This window comes from Gemmatimonas groenlandica (assembly GCF_013004105.1).
In the GTDB taxonomy this organism is placed as follows: Bacteria; Gemmatimonadota; Gemmatimonadetes; order Gemmatimonadales; family Gemmatimonadaceae; genus Gemmatimonas; species Gemmatimonas groenlandica.
This window is the reverse complement of the sequence record NZ_CP053085.1, coordinates 163,586-180,535: the sequence shown is the minus strand read 5'-3', so window position 1 is coordinate 180,535 and position 16,950 is coordinate 163,586. Positions and strand designations below refer to the sequence as shown.

Here is a 16,950-nt window from a genome sequence, read left to right as displayed (position 1 = left end):
TCATCACACGCTGCGCATCGTGCGCGCGCGATGGCGCAAATCAGACGCGCTGACGACGTGCGCGCCCCGCGAACCCCAGCCCAGCGAGTCCCGCCGCGAGCAACACTACCGTGCTCGGCTCCGGGACCACCGTTGAGCTACCCATCGCGCCGATCGTAAGGTTGTCCTGACCATAGCTACCCTCCTGCGTCGTCCCGCCGTTTGCGAGTCCGATGTCCACCGTGGCGACCAGTTTTTCTGAGGTCACGCCGAAGAAGCCCCGATCGGCATTCGACGCGCTCGCCAGTTGGAGATTCGTGGTCGTGCCGTCGCCGAACGTGATGTACGCGGAATACGGGAGAGACTCTTCGTTGAAGAAGTCGAAGCCGACGCCGTACACGCCGAGGCCACCGCTCGACACCGTCGTATTCCGAAAGTCCATTCGGAATGAGCCGTTGCACCCCGCGCAATAGTATCCATTCGGGACCAGGTTCCAGTTCTGGAAAGCCGTCGACGTGTAACGCGTCTCGCCGAGCACGGCGCTCATCGCCAAATTCGACTGAAGGAACGCATAGTTCGGGTTCGAATAGTCGTCGATGACCATCGTGCCTAGCTGCGCTTCGTACGACGCCCGATCGGTGTAGGTCGAGTACTGGGCCTGCGCCGGCGACGAGACAAGCGTGGCGGCAACAGCGATGGCGAGAAGAGCGCGCATTGGAGCGGGACCGGAAGGGAGAAGATGACTGCGTTTCTGCTCTCCAGGTAAGGCAATTGAGATGCCAGTGGCGACCTCGACTATTCGATGCATATAAAGCTTTGTCCTGTATTGTTTTACCAGATGTGTTGCCAAACGGGATTGGCAACCGACCTTTACCATTGGTGCGTCGGGGAGACATAACTAAGCGGACTGTGCCTTAACAAAGCCACAGTCCGCTTTGCCTGTCCGGCCAATCAGCCTTTCTTCACTTCCTTCGCCCAGCTGTCCCGCATCCCCACGATCCGGTTGAACACCAGCTTCTCCGGCGTGCTGCTCTCGACGTCACTCATGAAGTAACCGGTGCGCTCGAACTGATACCGCGACCCGATGGGATCGTTGGCCACGCTGGGCTCGATCTTGGCGTCGGGGATCACCACCAGCGAATGTGGGTTGAGCGCTGAAATGAAATCCTGCCCCTCGGGCACGGCGTCGGGATCGGGCTGCGAGAACAGGCGATCGTACACGCGCACTTCGCACGACAACGCCTGCGCTGCGCTCACCCAATGGATCGTGCCCTGCACCTTCCGGCCATCCGGCGCCTGCCCGCTGCGCGTGGCGGGATCGTACGTGCACCGTAGCTCGATCACGTCGCCCGCGTCGTTCTTCACGACCTCGTTGCAGGTAATGAGATAGCCGAAGCGCAACCGCACTTCCTTGCCCGGCGCGAGGCGATAGAACTTTTTCGGCGGATCTTCCATGAAGTCGTCGCGATCGACATACAGTTCGCGTGAGAAGGGCATGCTGCGCGAACCCGTCTTCGGCACATCGTGCGGGAAGCTCGGCGCGTCGAGATCCTCGACCTGACCCTCGGGATAGTTCGTGAGCACGACCTTGAGCGGATTGAGCACGCACAACACGCGCGGCACTTCCATGTTCAGGTCGTTGCGCACAGCATGCTCGAAGGCCGCGATTTCCACGCGTGCATCTTTACGCGCGACACCGATCGTTTCGCAGAACTCGCGAATGGCTTCCGGGCGCACGCCACGACGGCGCAGACCGGCGAGGGTGGGCATGCGCGGATCATCCCATCCCGTCACGTGCCCTTCGTTCACCAGGCGCAGCAGCTTGCGCTTGCTGAGAATGGTGTAATCCAGCTCGAGCCGTGCGAACTCGATCTGCGTGGGCGGATTTTCGAAACCCGCCTCCTTCACCAGCCAGTCGTAGATCTCGCGACTGTCCTTGAATTCGAGCGTGCACAACGAGCGCGTGATGCCTTCGATCGCGTCACTCAGGCCATGCGCAAAGTCATACAGCGGGTAGATGCACCAGTCGTTGCCGCGACGATAATGATGCGCGTGCCGGATGCGCAGCAGCAGCGGATCACGCATGATCATGTTGACGTGCGCGAGATCGATCTTGGCGCGCAGCACGTGCGTGCCATCGGCGAACTCGCCGGCGCGCATGCGACGCAGCAGGTCGAGATTCTCCTGGACCGTGCGATCGCGATACGGCCCCGGCGTGCCAGCCGTGGTCACGGTGCCGCGCCCCGCGCGAATCTCTTCTTCGTTCTGCGAATCGACGTACGCCTTGCCCTTCAGCACCAGCGATTCGGCGATGTCGTACAGCTGCTCGAAGTAGTCCGACGCGTAGTACAGCCCGTCCCACTCGAACCCCAGCCACTGCACGTCGCGCTGAATCGCTTCCACGTACCGCACGTCTTCGGTGGCCGGGTTCGTGTCGTCGAAACGCAGATTGCAGGTGCCGCCGAACTCCTTGGCGATGCCGAAGTTCAGGCAGATCGACTTGGCGTGTCCCATGTGCAGGAAGCCGTTGGGCTCGGGCGGGAAACGCGTAGCGGGGCCACGGCCGAAATGACCGTTGGCGACGTCGTCGGCCACCATTTCGCGAATGAAATCGCGGCGCGGGGCGGACGTGGATTCAGAACCGGCTTCGGGTGCGGAGTCAGACACGGCGGATACCGAGAGGTGCAGCGTTCAATAGGCGAACCGAATCACGAGATGCGAATCACGAAAAGTAATCGCAGGCGGGCGCTTGCCGAGCGGGGTATGTCACTTGAGTGTTCTACGGTGTACTGGAATCCCATGCGACAACTTCCGCGAACAACGGCTCAACGCCTTGCCACGCTCTTGGTGACCGCCGGGGCCACTGTCCTGCTGTTGGGCGGCTGCCGGGCGGCGGCGTTGGCCTACGGACCTGACATCGCCTCCGCCAAGGCGAACGCGGACGCCCTCGCGGCGGCGATCGAAGCGCGCTTCACGAACGTCGCGCGGAATCCCAAGTTCTCGGCCGCGCGTATGCGCATTGCGCGCTACGCGTTTGCACCGTCGAAGCTGGGGAGCGACACCTCCCTCTGGACGTCGATGCGGACCACCCGTGCGGGGGCAGATCTCGATCTCGAGATTCAAGCCGGGCTGAGCGGCGCGCAGTATGTGTTCACGGCGCGGCCTGGCGTGCCAATGCCGGTCAGGACCGGCGACTCACGGCACCTGATCGAGCTCGAACAGCTCGGCGAAAGTGATTGGGCGTGGCGCACGCGCGTGGACCATGCCGTCGGCGCCATGCCACCCAATCGGGCCGACGACATTTTTCGCGCGCTGTTCCTATCGTCAGAGCGGTCGGCCGCGGCAGTTCGGGCCGACTACCACGCGGCACTCCCCCGTACGACGGCTGCGTTGGGCCGACTGCTCACGATCGACTCGATCGCGACGGCGCCGCAGGGTGATGGCTCCACGCTGGTCACGCTGCAGATCACCGTGAGCGGAGACCGGCTCAAGCGCGGCTTCCCCGCCTTCGCCAAGTACATCTCCAAATACGTCGAGCCGGCCCGCTACCGGTATCGCCTGACCGACCGCAGCGGGTCGGACTGGTTCGATGCCGAGGCGCGAAACCAGCTGCTGACCGTGCGCTTCCGCTCGCACGACGGCCAACTGCAGCCCCTTCTCGGCTCGGCGCGTCGCATGCCCGACACGCTGCAGATCCACGTGGACGCGCTGGCCAAGATTTCGTTCTTCACGGTCGGCGTGACCAACATGCAGGGCGAGTTCGTGCACACGAAGACGGCCCGCGAGCGGGGCTGGGCCATGCACTTCACCAAGGACCCCGAGTGGCATCTCCCCCTGATTACAGAGCGTCTGCTGCGGTCGCCGCTGCGCCGCCCCTTCGAGGGCAAAGGCGTGCTGTTCACCCTTGGCTTCCGCATGGGCCCCGAGGGTCAGACGCTGCTCACCCGCGAGTTCGACGTCACGGTGCGCGAGAGCGCGATCATGCGCTTCATCGGCAATCTCGGGTTCACGGCGATGAGCGACTACGCGGGGAAAGTCGAGGAAGAGGAGAGCCGGTTCATCTCGGAGAGCATGGCGGCGTTTCGCGCCGACGTTGCGGCGCTGACAGCGAAGTAAGGGGTCGGGAGCTTCGCTGTCATAAAAGCAAAGAACCCCTGGCAGCCTTTGCAGGCCCCAGGGGTTCGAAAACTGCCACGCGCACCGTCATTGGAACTCTCCGTCCTACCGAACGGCGGCGGGCTTCACTGTCTGTACACTGGACGATGCAGAAGGTTCCCGCGTCACACCAGCGCCGAAACCGTCACGGAACGGTCTCGTTTTCCTACACCAAGTGGAGCTGAGGGGGCTCGAACCCCTGACCTCTGCAATGCGAATGCAGCGCTCTCCCAGCTGAGCTACAGCCCCGGGACCGTGAAACTCACGGCGGTTACTCGGACAAAAATGGCCCCGCTCCTGTTGGCGCGGGGCCGATCGGGTAACAAGCGGAAGGTAGCGGCCGAAGCACGGGTGTCAAGCGGTGACACGTCGGTTTGGGCCCGTTCCGAAGGCACTTTCCGTCGGCGTCGCGCGTTCCGGACTCTCTATGACTACACCAGTGATCCGCTCTGCCTCCACTCCGCACGCTCTCGCTGCCGACTACGTCCGCGACCAGCTGGTGGCGCGCACGGTCGACGTGAACGGGAAGACGTACAACCCTGATGGCGAGTACGTGCTGTACTGGATGCAGTCATCGCACCGCCTCGACGAGAACTGGGCACTGCGCGCGGCTATCCGCACGGCCGATCGCGTGAATCGCCCGCTGGTGATTCATCAGGGGCTCGACCCGAGCTATCCGTACGCGGCCGACCGGCATCACACGTTCATTTTGCAGGGCGCGCGTGATACGGCGCGCGACGCCGAGTCGCGCGGGCTGTACTACCAGTTCGTACTGCGTCCATCACGCAACGATGATCGGCGCGTCGTCGACCGCCTGGCCGCGCGCGCCTACGTGGTGATCACCGACCTGTTTCCCACGGCGGGCATTCGCGAGCGCGTGGAGCGTTTCGCTGAGCGCGTGAACTGTCGCGTGCTCGCCATCGACGGTGTGTGCACCGTGCCCAGCGGCGCCTTCGAAAAGCCGGAGTACGCGGCGCGCACGATTCGTCCGAAGATCGCCAAGCTGCTCGATCACAGCATCGAGCCGGTGGCCGACGCGCTGCCGCGGGTGCCGGTCACCGAGGCGTTGCGCGCGTCGCTCCGCGCCACCGTTGGTGAGCATGGTTTGTCGCTCTTGCCGATCGCGACGATGAGCGATGTCGACATCGCCGCGGCCGTCGCAGCGTGCGATATCGATCACACGGTGCCCGCCGTGCCGTTGATTGGCGGCAGCGTGGCAGCGGCCGACCGTCTGTCCACATTCGTGTCACGTGAACTCGCGCCGTACGCCGACCGTCGCAATGAAGCCGGCGTGCATGACGGCACATCGCGACTCTCGCCGTATCTGCACTTCGGACAGATCGCGTCGGCGCGTGTAGTGCGCGAGGCCCGCGCGACTGGAGCGTCGCCGGAGAGCCTCGACGCGTTTGTGCAGCAAGTCACGACGTGGCGCGAACTCGCGTTCAACTGGTGCATTCGCACGCGAAACTTCGATCGACTCGAGGCCCTGCCGGCGTGGATCCAGAAAACCATGGCGGAGCACGTTCGCGACGCGCGACCCGTACTGTACGACCTCGAGACGCTGGAGTCGGCGCAGACGCACGACGCGCTCTGGAATGCGGCGCAGCGGGAACTCGTGGAGCAGGGCATCATCCACAACTATCCGCGCATGCTCTGGGGCAAGACGGTGCTGCTCTGGACGGAAGATTACGAACAGGCGCGCTCCTGGCTGTATCTCTTGAACGACAAATACGCGCTCGACGGCCGCGACCCGAACAGCGTAGGCGGCATCATGTGGTGCCTGGGACTCTGGGATCGGCCGTGGGGGAACAAGCCAATTTGGGGTGGCATTCGGCCCATGGTCACGTCACGGGCGAAGCTCAAATTCGACGTGGCGGGCTACATCCGGCGCGTCGGCTCGCGCGGCGAATCGTCCCGGTCTCCGGAAGACGGGGTGCTGCTTTAGGGTTCGCGTGCGTGCTATTGTGGTGGCATGACGACACGTCCTGCCCCCGATCCGAGCATCATCCCTGCCATCGCCGCGGTGCGCACTGCCGCCGAACGCTTGCGCCCCGTGCTTGCACCCAGCCGCGTGATTCGCTCCGATGTACTGTCCGAGGCGTTCGGCGTGGAGGTGCTCTTCAAGCTGGAACTCGAAAATCCTACCGGCTCGTTCAAGGTGCGCGGCGCCTACAACGTGTTGGCGGGGCTGTCGGACGACGAAAGGGCCAAGGGTGTGGTGGCATCGAGCGCCGGCAACCACGGGCTGGGTGTGGCCTACGCCGCGAAGGCGTTCAATACGCGCGCGACGCTCTATGTGCCGATCAACGCGCCGCAAGTGAAAAAGGACGGCATTCGCGCACTCGGCACGATCGTGAACGACGAAGCGGCCGACTACGACGCGGCCATGATCGTGGCGAAGGCTCACGCGGCCCGCGAGGGCATTCGGTTCATTAATCCATGCCTCGGCCTCGATTTGCTGGCCGGACAAGGCACGGTCGGCTTGGAGCTATTGGAGCAGGTGCCCGATATGCACACCGTCGTGATCTGCACCGGCGGCGGTGGACTCCTGGGCGGTATGGGCGCGGTGCTGCGCGAGTTGGCGCCGGCGGTGCGCATTGTCGGGGCGCAGAGCGTGGAGACATCGGCCATGGCGCAGAGTCTCGCCGCCGGTCACGTGGTCGACACCGTGGTCACCCCCACGCTGGCGGATGGACTGGCCGGGCAGATCGACGCCGAGGCGCTGCACATCGGGCAGTATTGTGCCGATGAGATGGCGCTCGTGTCGGAAGCGCAGCTGGGCGAGACGATCGCTTGGCTGCACCGCATGACGGGCATGGCGGTGGAAGGGGCTGGTGCGGTGACCGTGGCGGCGTTGCGTCACGGGAAAATCGCGGTTACGAAGGGGCCGATCGTGCTGCTGGTAAGCGGGCGGAACATCGACCCCGCGAAGTTGCAGGCGCAGCTGGATCAGTATCCGGCGTGATCCCCCTTTCAAGGGGTCAGAGTTTCAAGGGGTCAGAGTCGTTGAACGTCGGTTCAACGACTCTGACCCCTTGAAATGACGCTTGAACACGCGTTGAACGCGAGAAAGCCTCCCGGAATCATCCGGGAGGCTTTCGAACCACTGTCACACCGTCGGCAAAATGACCTTCGCCCGTGCGACGTCAACGCGCGATGATCAGCGTGCCGACGACTCGTCGCTGCGAGGCATTTCGGGTGCACGATCTGCTACCGGCGACGCTGGTCTCGACCGATCGCCATCGCGGGCGACCTGCATCGGGACTTCGCGCTCCGCGTTCCGTCCGCCCATTCGAGCTTCACGGGCCGCCGCACTACGCGACTCTCCACCCTCACGGCCGATAGCAGCCATGTGGGCACGATCGCGACTGACGGTGACACCGCCTTTACGCCCCGCGTTCCGCGCTTCGTCGGACGACCATTCGTGCGCCGTCCCCTTCTCATGGGCTGCCCGCCCACCTTTACTCGCGATCTCACGCTGACGCGTGGGATCCATAGACGCGAATCCGCGCCGACTTTTTCCGGTCATACGCCCCCCGGCTCCGGAAGTACTGAATTAGTGCGGCGGGCCGGGACGAGGCGAAGGGCATCCGTCACAGAACCAGCATACCGCGGCGATACTTCACTAACTCTTCTGCAAACCTCAGGCCGCTTTGAGCGGTCCGGGCCAACAAGCCCATGTAACGCAAGCATGGGGCCGCGTTCATCCGTTTCGTCCGCGGATTCTGAACTGGCGACCAGGAGTTTCCGCCTATATTGCCGCGATGCCGCTGCTTGTCCGCTTCCTCGGAACCGCCGCCTCCCGCCCCACCGTGGAACGGGGGGTCAGCTCCCTCGCCATCATTCGCGAAGGCGAGACCTTGATGTTCGATTGCGGGGAGGGGACGCAGCGCCAGATGATGCGCTACGGGATCTCTTTCGCGTTCGATGATCTGTTCTTCACCCATGTCCACTCGGATCACATTCTGGGACTAACCGGACTGATCCGCACGATGGCACTGCAGGGGCGAACTGAACCACTGAGATTGTGGGGACCGCGTGGCGCTGGTAAAACGTTGCGCCAATGCATCAGCTTAGGTGGCGAGCGCACCACGTTTCCCATCGAAATCACGGAGCTGGAGCCAGGCGAGCCGGTCAAACGTCCCGACTACCACCTCGATACATTCGCGGTGTCCCACGGCCCGTCCCAGTCGCTCGGCTACGCGCTCGTCGAGGAAGAACGACTCGGTCGCTTCAACCCTGACCTCGCGCGCGAGATGGGAATTCCCGAGGGGCCGCTCTGGGGTCGCATTCACAAGGGCCAGTCGATCACCCTCGACGATGGGCGCGTCATCGAGCCGTCGGTGCTCGTGGGTGAGCGACGCCGCGGCCGCCGCATCGTCATCACGGGTGACACGCGTCCGTGCGAGAACACCATCGCGGCGGCGCAGGACGCAGACCTGCTCATTCACGAGGCGACGTTCGCGGACGACGAAGCGGCGCGCGCACTCGAGACGGGACACAGCACGGCGCGCGAAGCCGCCGAGGTGGCGCGCAAGGCGGGGGCGCGACGGCTGGTGCTCACGCACATCTCGGCCCGCTACTCGCGCGACGCGCACGAACTCGAGCGCGAAGCGCGCTCAGTGTTTCCGCGCTCGAGCATCGCGCGCGACGGCACGGAGATCGAGTTGTCGCTCACCGAGGAGTTGGCGGCGGTGACCGAGGCAGAAGGTGCGAACGGCATCGTGAACTGATCACGCAGAGATGCGGAGAGCGCAGAGGCCGCAGAGAACAATCAACATGGTTTCTTCTCCGCGGGCTCTGCGCTCTCTGCGACTCAGCGTGATCTGTTCAGGAAGCGTCGGTGTTACTTCACCAATTGCTTCAGCCGACGCAAACTCGGCACGCGCCACGCGACGGTCGCGACCACTACCAGCGTCGCCACACCACCCACGACGACGGCCGTGACCGCGCCCCACCAACGCGCGGTGAGGCCCGATTCGAACGAACCAATTTCGTTCGATGAGCCAATGAAGATCTGATTCACCGACGACACGCGACCGAGCAGCGCTTCCGGCGTGCGGATCTGCAGCATCAGGCTGCGAATCACCACGCTCACCATGTCGAACGCACCGGCCAACGCCAACGCGCCCAGCGACAGCCAGAGACTGCGACTGAGTCCAAACAGGATCGTGCACGCCCCGAAACCCGTCACCGCGATGAGGAGATTGCGGCCCGTATGTGCGAAGGGTGGCCAGCGCGTGAGCGCGATACTGGTGATGACCGCGCCAACAGCCGGCGCCGCGCGCAAGAGGCCAAGTCCCGACGGCCCCGTATGCAAAATCTCGGCAGCGAACACCGGCAACAACGCGATCGCGCCGCCAAACAGCACCGAAAAGAGGTCGAGCGTGAGCGCCGAGAGTAGCAGCGGTTCGCCAAGGACGAAGCGGAGACCACCGGTGATGGAGGACAAGATCGGCTCATCGGTCACCTCGCGAACCGGCGAACGATGGCGCACCGAGAACAGCGCACCGACCGCAAAGGTCATCAGCACGGCATCGACCGCGTAGCCCAAGGTCGTACCGCCAAGCGCGTACAAGCCGCCACCCAGCGCCGGCCCCAAGACGGCCGCCAGCTGCCAGCTGCCGGTGCGCCAGGTGATTGCATTGCTGTACAACGTGCGCGGCACCAATTCGGCGCTGAGCGCCTGCCGAGCGGGCTGCAGAAAGGCACGGGCCAAGCCGCTGAGCACGATGACCGCGTAGATCGCACGCACGCGCGCGGGCGCAGCAAGCGCCAGATCACCGATCGGTGCCGGATGCGCCAGCCACCAAAGCCCGAGTGAACAGATCACCAGGAGCGACAACGCCCACAACGCGATGCGACGGCGATCGTGACTGTCGGCCACATGTCCAGCAAAGAGCGACATGCTGATCGCCGGTAGCGCTTCGGCCAGCCCCACGATCCCGAGGGCGAGCGGATCGTGCGTGAGGTCGTAAATCTGCCAGCCGACCACCGTACCCTGGATCTGGATGCCCAGCGTCAGCGTGAACAGCGCCAGCAGATACCGCCGGAAGTTCGGAATGCGGAGCGCCGCGTACGTGTCACTCGGCGCGTCGATGGGTTCTTGGTTCACGCTAGCGATCGGCGCGCGCCTCATCCTGCCGTTCTTCGAGCCGGCGACGCCGACGGGCCTGCGCGGCGTCGTACCGGCGGAACTGATCGTCGGCTTCCGGCTGCACCAGGGCGATCGGTACCGGCCGGCCGTTTCGGTCAATGGCGACGAACGTGAGATAGCAGGTGTTCGTATGGCGACGCGCGCCGGTGATGAGATCTTCAGCCTCTACGCGCACGCCGATTTCCATCGATGTCGTGCCGACAAAATTCACCGACGCCTGACAGGTCACGAGATCCCCCACGTGAATCGGCTCACGAAAATCCACGCGGTCGATCGATGCGGTGACGCACGCCGTACGCGCGTGACGGAACGCCGACACGGCCGCCGCCTTGTCGACCATCGCCATGATGGCACCACCGAACGCGTGGCCGAGGATGTTTGCATCGTGCGGCATGATGAGCTCGCTCGTGACGTGCTGCGAAGCGGACACCGGGCGCGAAAGACGCGCGGGCAACGAGTCGGTCATCGGGTTCTTGAGAATGAAGTGGCTCGCAGCGGGGTGATCGCGCGATGCGGCCAGCTGGCGCGCTGCACGAGGCCGTCGAGCGACGTCGAAATGTCGAAGGCGCGCGACAGCGCGGCACGCGCGGCACTGTCGATCGGCGGCGTGTCCAACGGAATGAGCTGGTACGCCGGTGCGGCGACCGTGGCGATCGGCCATTCGTGCGCCTTGCCGCCAGCGCCGCCGATCAGCACGAGGGCCAGCGCGTCGCCGTCAGCCGAGGGACGCGCGGCCACCTCGTACTTGGCCCGATCCCAGGTGACCCGCACCGAGTCCTTGGCCCACTCGGGCAACGTGGCGCGCACTGACTTCCACCACACCGGCGCCTTCACCGTGATCGGCGGCAAATACAGTGCGAGTGCTTCGCCGTCGGTGCCATGTCCCGGCACCATGAATGCCACGGCGGGATCACGCCCGATATCGGTGAGACCAAAGCTGGTCGCGTCGAACCGGAAGCCGTCGAGTGACTCGGTGGCGACCGACGCCCGTTCATCGCCAGCGGCGCCAGCGGTACGGATCGAGTCCACCAGTTGCGCCAGCGACGCCTGCGCGGCGGCGGTGACGCGTCGCGACTCGTCAGCGCCCACCAGCACCTCCAGCGATGCCGTCGCGCCACTGCGCACGTCGACCACCATCCGGCGACCTTCGTGCCGATGCGGCGGCCCGGCGTCGATGTCGACGTTGAGCAGATGTTCGACGGTGATATATGGTCCGTGTACGTCGATGATTTCGATTTCGTCGCTCACCACCGTGCGCGGATCATCGGGCATCTCTTCGTCGGCCGGATCGATCTCGGCATCGCGAGGATGGGCGCGACGCCACGCCGCGAGTTCGTGAATCACGGTGGAGTCGCCGAACAGCAGCGTGCTGTCGCGATGCTGCAGTTCACGTGACCAGAGGCGCGCACTCGCGAACGACGCGTCGGGATACTCCGCGCCGTCGTCGCCGAGGAAGATCTCGAACATCCGGCCATCGACTTCGGTCAGCAGGATCGGTGCGCTGCGCACGCGCATGCCGTCGACGCCGCTGCGCACCCAGTACGTGGAGTCACCGGCGGCGAAGAGAAACTCCGCCGGCGGCAACGCCTCGCCACTCGACGCGCGATCGCTACAGGCAGCCGCCAGCGCTGCCGCCACGACCGCCGAACACGCGACGAATGCGCGCGCGCGGCGCGATGTCCATAACGTTGTCCTATGCGACAGGGCACGCAGGATGGGCGGCATCATTCAGGCCGTTCCCTGCACGAGCGCGCGCACGCCGTCGAGCAGCCGCGCGATCTCGCTGGCGGTGCTGTAGCAGGAGCACCCTACGCGCACGAGTCCCTCGTGGGCGAGGCCAAGCCGGCGCGCCACAGTGGCCGCGTAGAAATCGCCGTTCGACACGTACACGCCGCGCGGTGCGAGGAAGCGCGCGACCTGCTCCGACTCGTGTCCCTGCACGTGAAAGGAGACGGTCGGCGTCCGCGCCGTGCCCGGCGGCGGCCCGAACACGGTCACACCGTCGATGGCATGCAGTCCGACCCACAGTTCGCGCAGCAGCGCATCGCCGCGCTCGTGCAACGCGTGCATGACCGTGCTGAGTCGCTCACGCCGGGAGGCCGTGCCGTCGATGGCGAGGCTGGCCAGGAAGTCCACGGCGGCGGCGGCGCCCACGATGCCCTCGTGATTCTGCGTGCCGGTCTCGAGAATCTCCGGTACATAATCGGGGGCCGGTTCGAGGCGCGGAACGTCAAGCGCGGCAGTGGCATCATGTCGTCCATAGCAGATGCCGATATGCGGCCCGTAGAACTTGTACGCACTGCACAGCACGAAATCGGCGCCGATCGCTTTCACGTCGACCAGCGCGTGCGGGGCGTAGTGCACGGCGTCGATCACGGTGATCGCACCGACCGTCTTCGCCAGCGCCACCATTGCCGCCACATCACTCACCGTGCCGAGAATGTTCGAGGCGGCGCCGATGGCCACGACCTTCGTACGCGGCGACAACAGCGCCTCGAGTGCCCCCACTTCGTGACGATACGTCTCGAGGTCGAGGGGCAGCCACTTGAGCACGGCGCCGCGTTCCTTGGCCAGCGCCTGCCACGGCGCCACGTTCGCATGGTGATCCAACTCGGTGACAATGATTTCGTCGCCGGGCTTGAGCGATCGCCCGATGGCGCGAGCCACGTGAAACAGGATCGTGGTCATGTTCGCGCCGAACGAGATCTCCCCGGGCGTGGCGCCGAGGAAATCGGCCAGCGTCACCCGCGCCGCAGCAAGCATCGCATCGGTCTCGACGCTGGTGGGATAGACCCAGTGCGTATTGGCGTTGTGATGCAGCAGATAGTCGGTCATCGCCTCGGCGACGACACGCGGCACCTGCGTGCCGCCCGGTCCGTCGAAGAACGCCACCGGGTGCGCGCCTTCACGACGCGCGAGCGCCGGGAATTGCGCGCGGATGGCGTCCACCGACGCGACGGCACTGACCACGGCGGTCGTACTCATGACTGGCGACCACCGATCTGCGCGCCACCGATCTGCGCGCCACCGAGCCGCTCGACGACCTTCGCCGCCTCCACGTGATCGGCCTCTTCGCCGAGTTCGTTGTGCGCCATGCGAAAGAGTTCGGCGGTGAGTTGGAGCAGCGGTGACGGCACCTGGTGCTCACGGGCGAGGTCGGCCGCGATGCCGACGTCCTTGTCGAGCAACGCCAGCCGGAAGGTGCGAGGAAAAGCGCGCGTGAGCACGCGCTCCGGGAAGAGGTTCATGCTGCTGTTGGATCGGCCGCTCGACGTGTTGATCACATCGAGGGCGATCTCAGCCTTCACACCGGCTTTCTCGAGCGCGACGAGCCCTTCCGCCGTACCCCAGATGTGCATCGCGAGCAGGGCGTTGTTCACCGCCTTGAGCGCATCCCCGGCGCCGACCGCGCCGCAATGCACGATGCGCTTGCCGAAGCAGGCCAACACCGGATGTACACGCTCGAGCGTGGCCGCATCGCCCCCTACCATGACGGTCAGCGCGCCCTGCTCGGCCCCGACCACGCCACCCGATACGGGCGCGTCGAGAAAGCCGATGCCGCGTTCGGCGAGCCGCGCGGCCATGCGGCGCGATGTGGCCGCGTCGCCCGAGGTGCAGTCCACGAGCACGGCACCCGACCGCATGGTGGCCAGCAAGCCGTCAGGGCCGTCGAGCAGCGCTTCCACGTTGCGCGACACCGGCAGACAGGTGATCACGACATCGCATTCGCGCGCGGCGTCGGCCGGCGTGAGCGCGTGACGCACCCCGAGCTCGCTCGCCATGGCTTCGGCCTTGGGGCCGGTGCGATTCCACACGGCCAGATCGAATTCAGGACGTGCAAGGTGACGGGCCATCGGAGTGCCGATAGCACCGAGTCCGAGAAAGGCGACGCGAGGCATTGCGAGACGGGTAAAGGGGCACAGCGCCGTCGATCAGCCGGTTGAGGTGGCGGGGCTGATCGTGGAGATTGAAAGATGCCACGTCAACGGATCCACGTGCAGCTCGACGGCCTCGTGGCCGTTCACGCCGTGCGCGCGGTGTGGACGGCGCTGGGGGCCGTTCCCGGGGTGCTGAGCGCCGAAGTCACCATGCAGGGAGCCGTGCTGGAAGTGGAGGGCGACCTCGATCGTCCGGCGCTGGACGCCGCCCTCGACGCCGCTGGGGTGTCGGTCCGGAGTATCCGGGTCGAGGCGAGGGTCCTGCCCATTTTGTAACGACGGCCGGTCCGCCTTGTGCCTTTGATCGCTGGGTGCGTCCAACTAACTTGACCGCCAGACCGCCGCCCTTCGCCGATGCCACCTCACGCAAACAAAGACCGGCCGCTCGCGGCGCTGATCGTGCCGGATCTTCTCGAGTTGCTCGAGGAGCACCCGGAGAGCATCGGACCGCAGACGGAGGAGATGCACCCGGCCGACCTCGCCGACATCGCGGAGGCGCTGCCGGAGGATATGGTGCGCGCGTTCCTGTCGGCGCTGCCGAAGGAGCGGGCGGGCGAGGTCCTCGAGTATCTCGACGAGAGCCTCCGCACCATGGTGCTCGAGGAGCTGACGGCCGTCGAAGCCGCCTCGATCATGTCGGAGATGACGCCCGACGAGCGGGCCGACGCGCTCGAGGAGCTCGACGACGAGACGGCTGACGAGATCCTCGCCGAGTTCGAGCCCGAGGAGAAAGCCGAGACCGAGCGGCTGTTGGAGTACGACCCATACACGGCCGGCGGTCTGATGACCACCGAGTTTGTGTCGGTCGACGAGAATCTCACGGCCGAAGAAGCGCTGGTCGCGGTGCGGGCCATGTCGCGGGCCGGCCGTCGCGAAGCCATGTACACGGTCTACACCATCGACGGCAACGGACGTCTGCGCGGCGTCTTGTCGCTGCGTGAGCTGTTGGCGTCACCCGACGGTACTCCCCTGAGCGAACTCGCCTGGAGCGAGGTCGTGAGCGTCGCACCCGACCTCTCACAGGAAGAGGTCTCGCAGATTACGTCGAACTACGACCTCGTCGCGCTGCCGGTCGTGGATGCGGAGAAGCGGCTGCTGGGCGTGGTCACGGTCGACGACGTCATCGACGTCATCCAGGAAGAAGGCACGGAAGACGCGCAGAAGTTCGGTGGTATGGAGGCGCTCGAAGAGCCTTACATGCAGATCGGCCTCTGGCAGAACGTGCGCAAGCGTGGCGGCTGGCTGGCCGTGCTGGCTGTGAGCGAGATGCTCACGGCGTCCGTGATGGTACGCTACGAGGGCGAACTCGGTCGCGTGCTGCTGCTGTCGCAGTTCATTCCGCTCGTCATGAGCTCTGGCGGCAATTCCGGCTCTCAGGCCACGTCGCTGATCATTCGTGCCATGGCGCTGGGGGAAGTGCACCTGGACGACTGGTGGCGTGTGGTGCTTCGTGAACTGCCGGCCGGCATCATCCTCGGCTTGCTGCTCGGCGCGATCGCGTTTGGACGGATTCTCGTCTGGAATGCGCTCGGGCTGTACGACTACGGGCCGCACTCGTTCATGATTGCCGTCACGGTTGGGCTGGCGCTGGTCGGCATCGTCCTTGTGGGGTCACTGACCGGCTCGATGCTTCCGTTCCTGCTCAAACGCTTCAACTTCGACCCGGCCAGCGCCTCGGCTCCCCTTGTCGCCACGCTCGTCGACGTCTCCGCGATCAGCATCTACTTCAGTATCGCCTACCTGCTTCTCAGCGGCACGCTGCTGTGAGTCCAGAGCAGGAAGCCTCGTCGTCCGCGCAATTGCTGCGGGCGACGCTGCTGGTCGTGCTGAGTGCCTGTTGCTTCGGCAGCATCTCCCCGCTCACCGTGATCGCGATCGGCCACGGCATGGCGCTGGAGTCGGTACAGGCCTGGCGATACACCACGAGCGCCGTGCTGCTGGTCGCCTACGGCTGGTGGCGCGGGACTCCCCGGCGCAGCGGCGTGGCCCCCTGGTTCACACCGCGCATTCTGCTTGTGGCAGGGGGCGGTCAAGCGACGATCGCCACGCTGGCGCTGCTCGCGCTGCAGTGGCTTCCGGCGGCCACGGTGTCGTTTCTGTTCTACACGTTCCCGGCCTGGGTCGCGGTCATCACGGCCTTGCGCGGTATCGAGCGTCTCGATCGCACCCGCGTGACCGCGCTTGTGCTGGCGCTGGGCGGCATCGGCTTCATGGTGGGCGCGCCGAGTGCGGCGTCGCTCAATGCGCTGGGCGTCGCGGCAGTGCTTACCGCGGCGCTGGTCTATGCCATCTATATCCCCGTCCTTGGCACGTTGCAGCGCCAGCGCGAGGCCATCGACGTGTCCCGGGCCATTGCCGTGGGAGGGGCGATGCTGTTCGCGACCTGGGCCGTCGTCACCGGCACGCTCTTTCGTATTCCCGATGGCACCGCCTTCGGGTTGAGTGCGCTGCAGGGGGTGCTGACAGCCATATCCTTCGTCACGTTTTTGGCGGGGCTCCGGGTATTGGGTCCCGTTCGTACGGCGATCACATCCACCGTGGAACCGTTCTGGACGACGATGCTGGGCCTGGTGCTGCTGCGGCAGTCGGTGGGTACCGGTACCTTGATCGGTGGTGTCGCGATCATGGGCGCGGTCCTGCTTTTGCAACGGCCGCCCGTGGCGCACCGCCCCGCTCAATCGTCGGCAGCGGACACGTAGCACCCGACCTTTCTTCCCGAAT

At 65.4% G+C, this 16,950-nt stretch carries 15 protein-coding genes and 1 tRNA gene; 7 read left to right on the top strand and 9 right to left on the bottom strand.

The features are described from left to right. Positions 1 to 40: 40 nt before the first annotated feature. Together HKW67_RS00740 and HKW67_RS00735 are read right to left on the bottom strand one after the other, a co-directional pair. Positions 41 to 694: a PEP-CTERM sorting domain-containing protein gene (locus HKW67_RS00740; protein WP_171223568.1), complete on the bottom strand. Its 654-nt coding sequence runs from the start codon at positions 692 to 694 to the stop codon at positions 41 to 43. A 236-nt stretch (positions 695 to 930) separates the two neighbouring features. Then, complete coding sequence (locus HKW67_RS00735) at positions 931 to 2,646, bottom strand: glutamine--tRNA ligase/YqeY domain fusion protein (RefSeq protein ID WP_230981092.1); 1,716 nt, start codon at positions 2,644 to 2,646, stop codon at positions 931 to 933. Between the two features lie 132 nt (positions 2,647 to 2,778). Between HKW67_RS00735 and HKW67_RS00730 the strand changes: the two genes are divergently transcribed. Then, positions 2,779 to 4,095, top strand: coding sequence for a hypothetical protein (locus HKW67_RS00730; RefSeq protein WP_171223567.1), 1,317 nt, complete (start codon positions 2,779 to 2,781; stop codon positions 4,093 to 4,095). 215 nt (positions 4,096 to 4,310) lie between these two features. On the opposite strand, the gene HKW67_RS00725 is transcribed toward HKW67_RS00730, so the two are convergent. After that, positions 4,311 to 4,383, bottom strand: a tRNA-Ala gene (locus HKW67_RS00725). 190 nt (positions 4,384 to 4,573) lie between these two features. On the opposite strand from HKW67_RS00725, the gene HKW67_RS00720 reads away from it, so the two are divergent. Next, positions 4,574 to 6,079 (top strand): deoxyribodipyrimidine photo-lyase, encoded by a 1,506-nt coding sequence (locus HKW67_RS00720; RefSeq protein ID WP_171223566.1) that lies wholly within the window; start codon positions 4,574 to 4,576, stop codon positions 6,077 to 6,079. A gap of 27 nt (positions 6,080 to 6,106) precedes the next feature. Continuing rightward, positions 6,107 to 7,099, top strand: a complete 993-nt coding sequence (locus HKW67_RS00715) for a threonine ammonia-lyase (protein ID WP_171223565.1) — start codon at positions 6,107 to 6,109, stop codon at positions 7,097 to 7,099. 195 nt (positions 7,100 to 7,294) lie between these two features. On the opposite strand, the gene HKW67_RS22630 is transcribed toward HKW67_RS00715, so the two are convergent. Then, positions 7,295 to 7,663, bottom strand: coding sequence for a KGG domain-containing protein (locus tag HKW67_RS22630; protein WP_171223564.1), 369 nt, complete (start codon positions 7,661 to 7,663; stop codon positions 7,295 to 7,297). 235 nt (positions 7,664 to 7,898) lie between these two features. Between HKW67_RS22630 and rnz the strand changes: the two genes are divergently transcribed. Continuing rightward, positions 7,899 to 8,867, top strand: a complete 969-nt coding sequence (gene rnz, locus HKW67_RS00705; protein WP_171223563.1) for a ribonuclease Z — start codon at positions 7,899 to 7,901, stop codon at positions 8,865 to 8,867. 113 nt (positions 8,868 to 8,980) lie between these two features. On the opposite strand, the gene HKW67_RS00700 is transcribed toward rnz, so the two are convergent. The 5 genes from HKW67_RS00700 to HKW67_RS00680 are packed head-to-tail and all read right to left on the bottom strand — an operon-like array spanning position 8,981 to position 14,214. Then, positions 8,981 to 10,249 carry an MFS transporter gene (locus HKW67_RS00700; RefSeq protein WP_206044559.1) on the bottom strand — a complete coding sequence of 423 codons (1,269 nt, stop codon included), beginning with the start codon at positions 10,247 to 10,249 and terminating at the stop codon, positions 8,981 to 8,983. Between the two features lies 1 nt (position 10,250). Then, positions 10,251 to 10,757, bottom strand: a complete 507-nt coding sequence (locus HKW67_RS00695) for an acyl-CoA thioesterase (RefSeq protein WP_171223561.1) — start codon at positions 10,755 to 10,757, stop codon at positions 10,251 to 10,253. After that, positions 10,754 to 12,019: a hypothetical protein gene (locus HKW67_RS00690; protein WP_171223560.1), complete on the bottom strand. Its 1,266-nt coding sequence runs from the start codon at positions 12,017 to 12,019 to the stop codon at positions 10,754 to 10,756. Before HKW67_RS00690 ends, HKW67_RS00695 begins: the two co-directional genes overlap by 4 nt. Continuing rightward, positions 12,020 to 13,276: a cysteine desulfurase-like protein gene (locus tag HKW67_RS00685; RefSeq protein ID WP_171223559.1), complete on the bottom strand. Its 1,257-nt coding sequence runs from the start codon at positions 13,274 to 13,276 to the stop codon at positions 12,020 to 12,022. Beyond that, a complete protein-coding gene (locus HKW67_RS00680) occupies positions 13,273 to 14,214 on the bottom strand; it encodes an NAD(P)-dependent oxidoreductase (RefSeq protein WP_269141426.1) in 942 nt (313 codons plus the stop codon). The genes HKW67_RS00685 and HKW67_RS00680 overlap by 4 nt, the downstream gene beginning before the upstream one ends. 51 nt (positions 14,215 to 14,265) lie before the next feature. Here HKW67_RS00680 and HKW67_RS00675 point away from each other — a divergent pair, with 51 nt between their 5' ends. The 3 genes from HKW67_RS00675 (at position 14,266) to HKW67_RS00665 (ending at position 16,928) form a co-directional block, all read left to right on the top strand. Then, positions 14,266 to 14,505 (top strand): heavy metal-binding protein, encoded by a 240-nt coding sequence (locus HKW67_RS00675; protein WP_171223557.1) that lies wholly within the window; start codon positions 14,266 to 14,268, stop codon positions 14,503 to 14,505. Positions 14,506 to 14,583: 78 nt separating this feature from the next. Further along, a complete protein-coding gene (mgtE, locus tag HKW67_RS00670; protein WP_171223556.1) occupies positions 14,584 to 15,996 on the top strand; it encodes a magnesium transporter in 1,413 nt (470 codons plus the stop codon). Then, entirely contained in the window at positions 15,993 to 16,928 is a 936-nt protein-coding gene (locus HKW67_RS00665) for a DMT family transporter (protein ID WP_171223555.1), read from the top strand. The genes mgtE and HKW67_RS00665 overlap by 4 nt, the downstream gene beginning before the upstream one ends. Positions 16,929 to 16,950 lie beyond the last annotated feature (22 nt).

Coding starts and splice junctions, on each gene's coding strand:
- HKW67_RS00730 (WP_171223567.1), top strand. CDS start 2,779: ATGCGACAACTTCCGCGAACAACGGCTCAACGCCTTGCCACGCTCTTG.
- HKW67_RS00740 (WP_171223568.1), bottom strand. CDS start 694: ATGCGCGCTCTTCTCGCCATCGCTGTTGCCGCCACGCTTGTCTCGTCG.
- HKW67_RS00715 (WP_171223565.1), top strand. CDS start 6,107: ATGACGACACGTCCTGCCCCCGATCCGAGCATCATCCCTGCCATCGCC.
- mgtE (WP_171223556.1), top strand. CDS start 14,584: ATGCCACCTCACGCAAACAAAGACCGGCCGCTCGCGGCGCTGATCGTG.
- HKW67_RS00690 (WP_171223560.1), bottom strand. CDS start 12,019: ATGATGCCGCCCATCCTGCGTGCCCTGTCGCATAGGACAACGTTATGG.
- HKW67_RS00695 (WP_171223561.1), bottom strand. CDS start 10,757: ATGACCGACTCGTTGCCCGCGCGTCTTTCGCGCCCGGTGTCCGCTTCG.
- HKW67_RS00685 (WP_171223559.1), bottom strand. CDS start 13,276: ATGAGTACGACCGCCGTGGTCAGTGCCGTCGCGTCGGTGGACGCCATC.
- rnz (WP_171223563.1), top strand. CDS start 7,899: ATGCCGCTGCTTGTCCGCTTCCTCGGAACCGCCGCCTCCCGCCCCACC.
- HKW67_RS00675 (WP_171223557.1), top strand. CDS start 14,266: ATGCCACGTCAACGGATCCACGTGCAGCTCGACGGCCTCGTGGCCGTT.
- HKW67_RS22630 (WP_171223564.1), bottom strand. CDS start 7,663: ATGACCGGAAAAAGTCGGCGCGGATTCGCGTCTATGGATCCCACGCGT.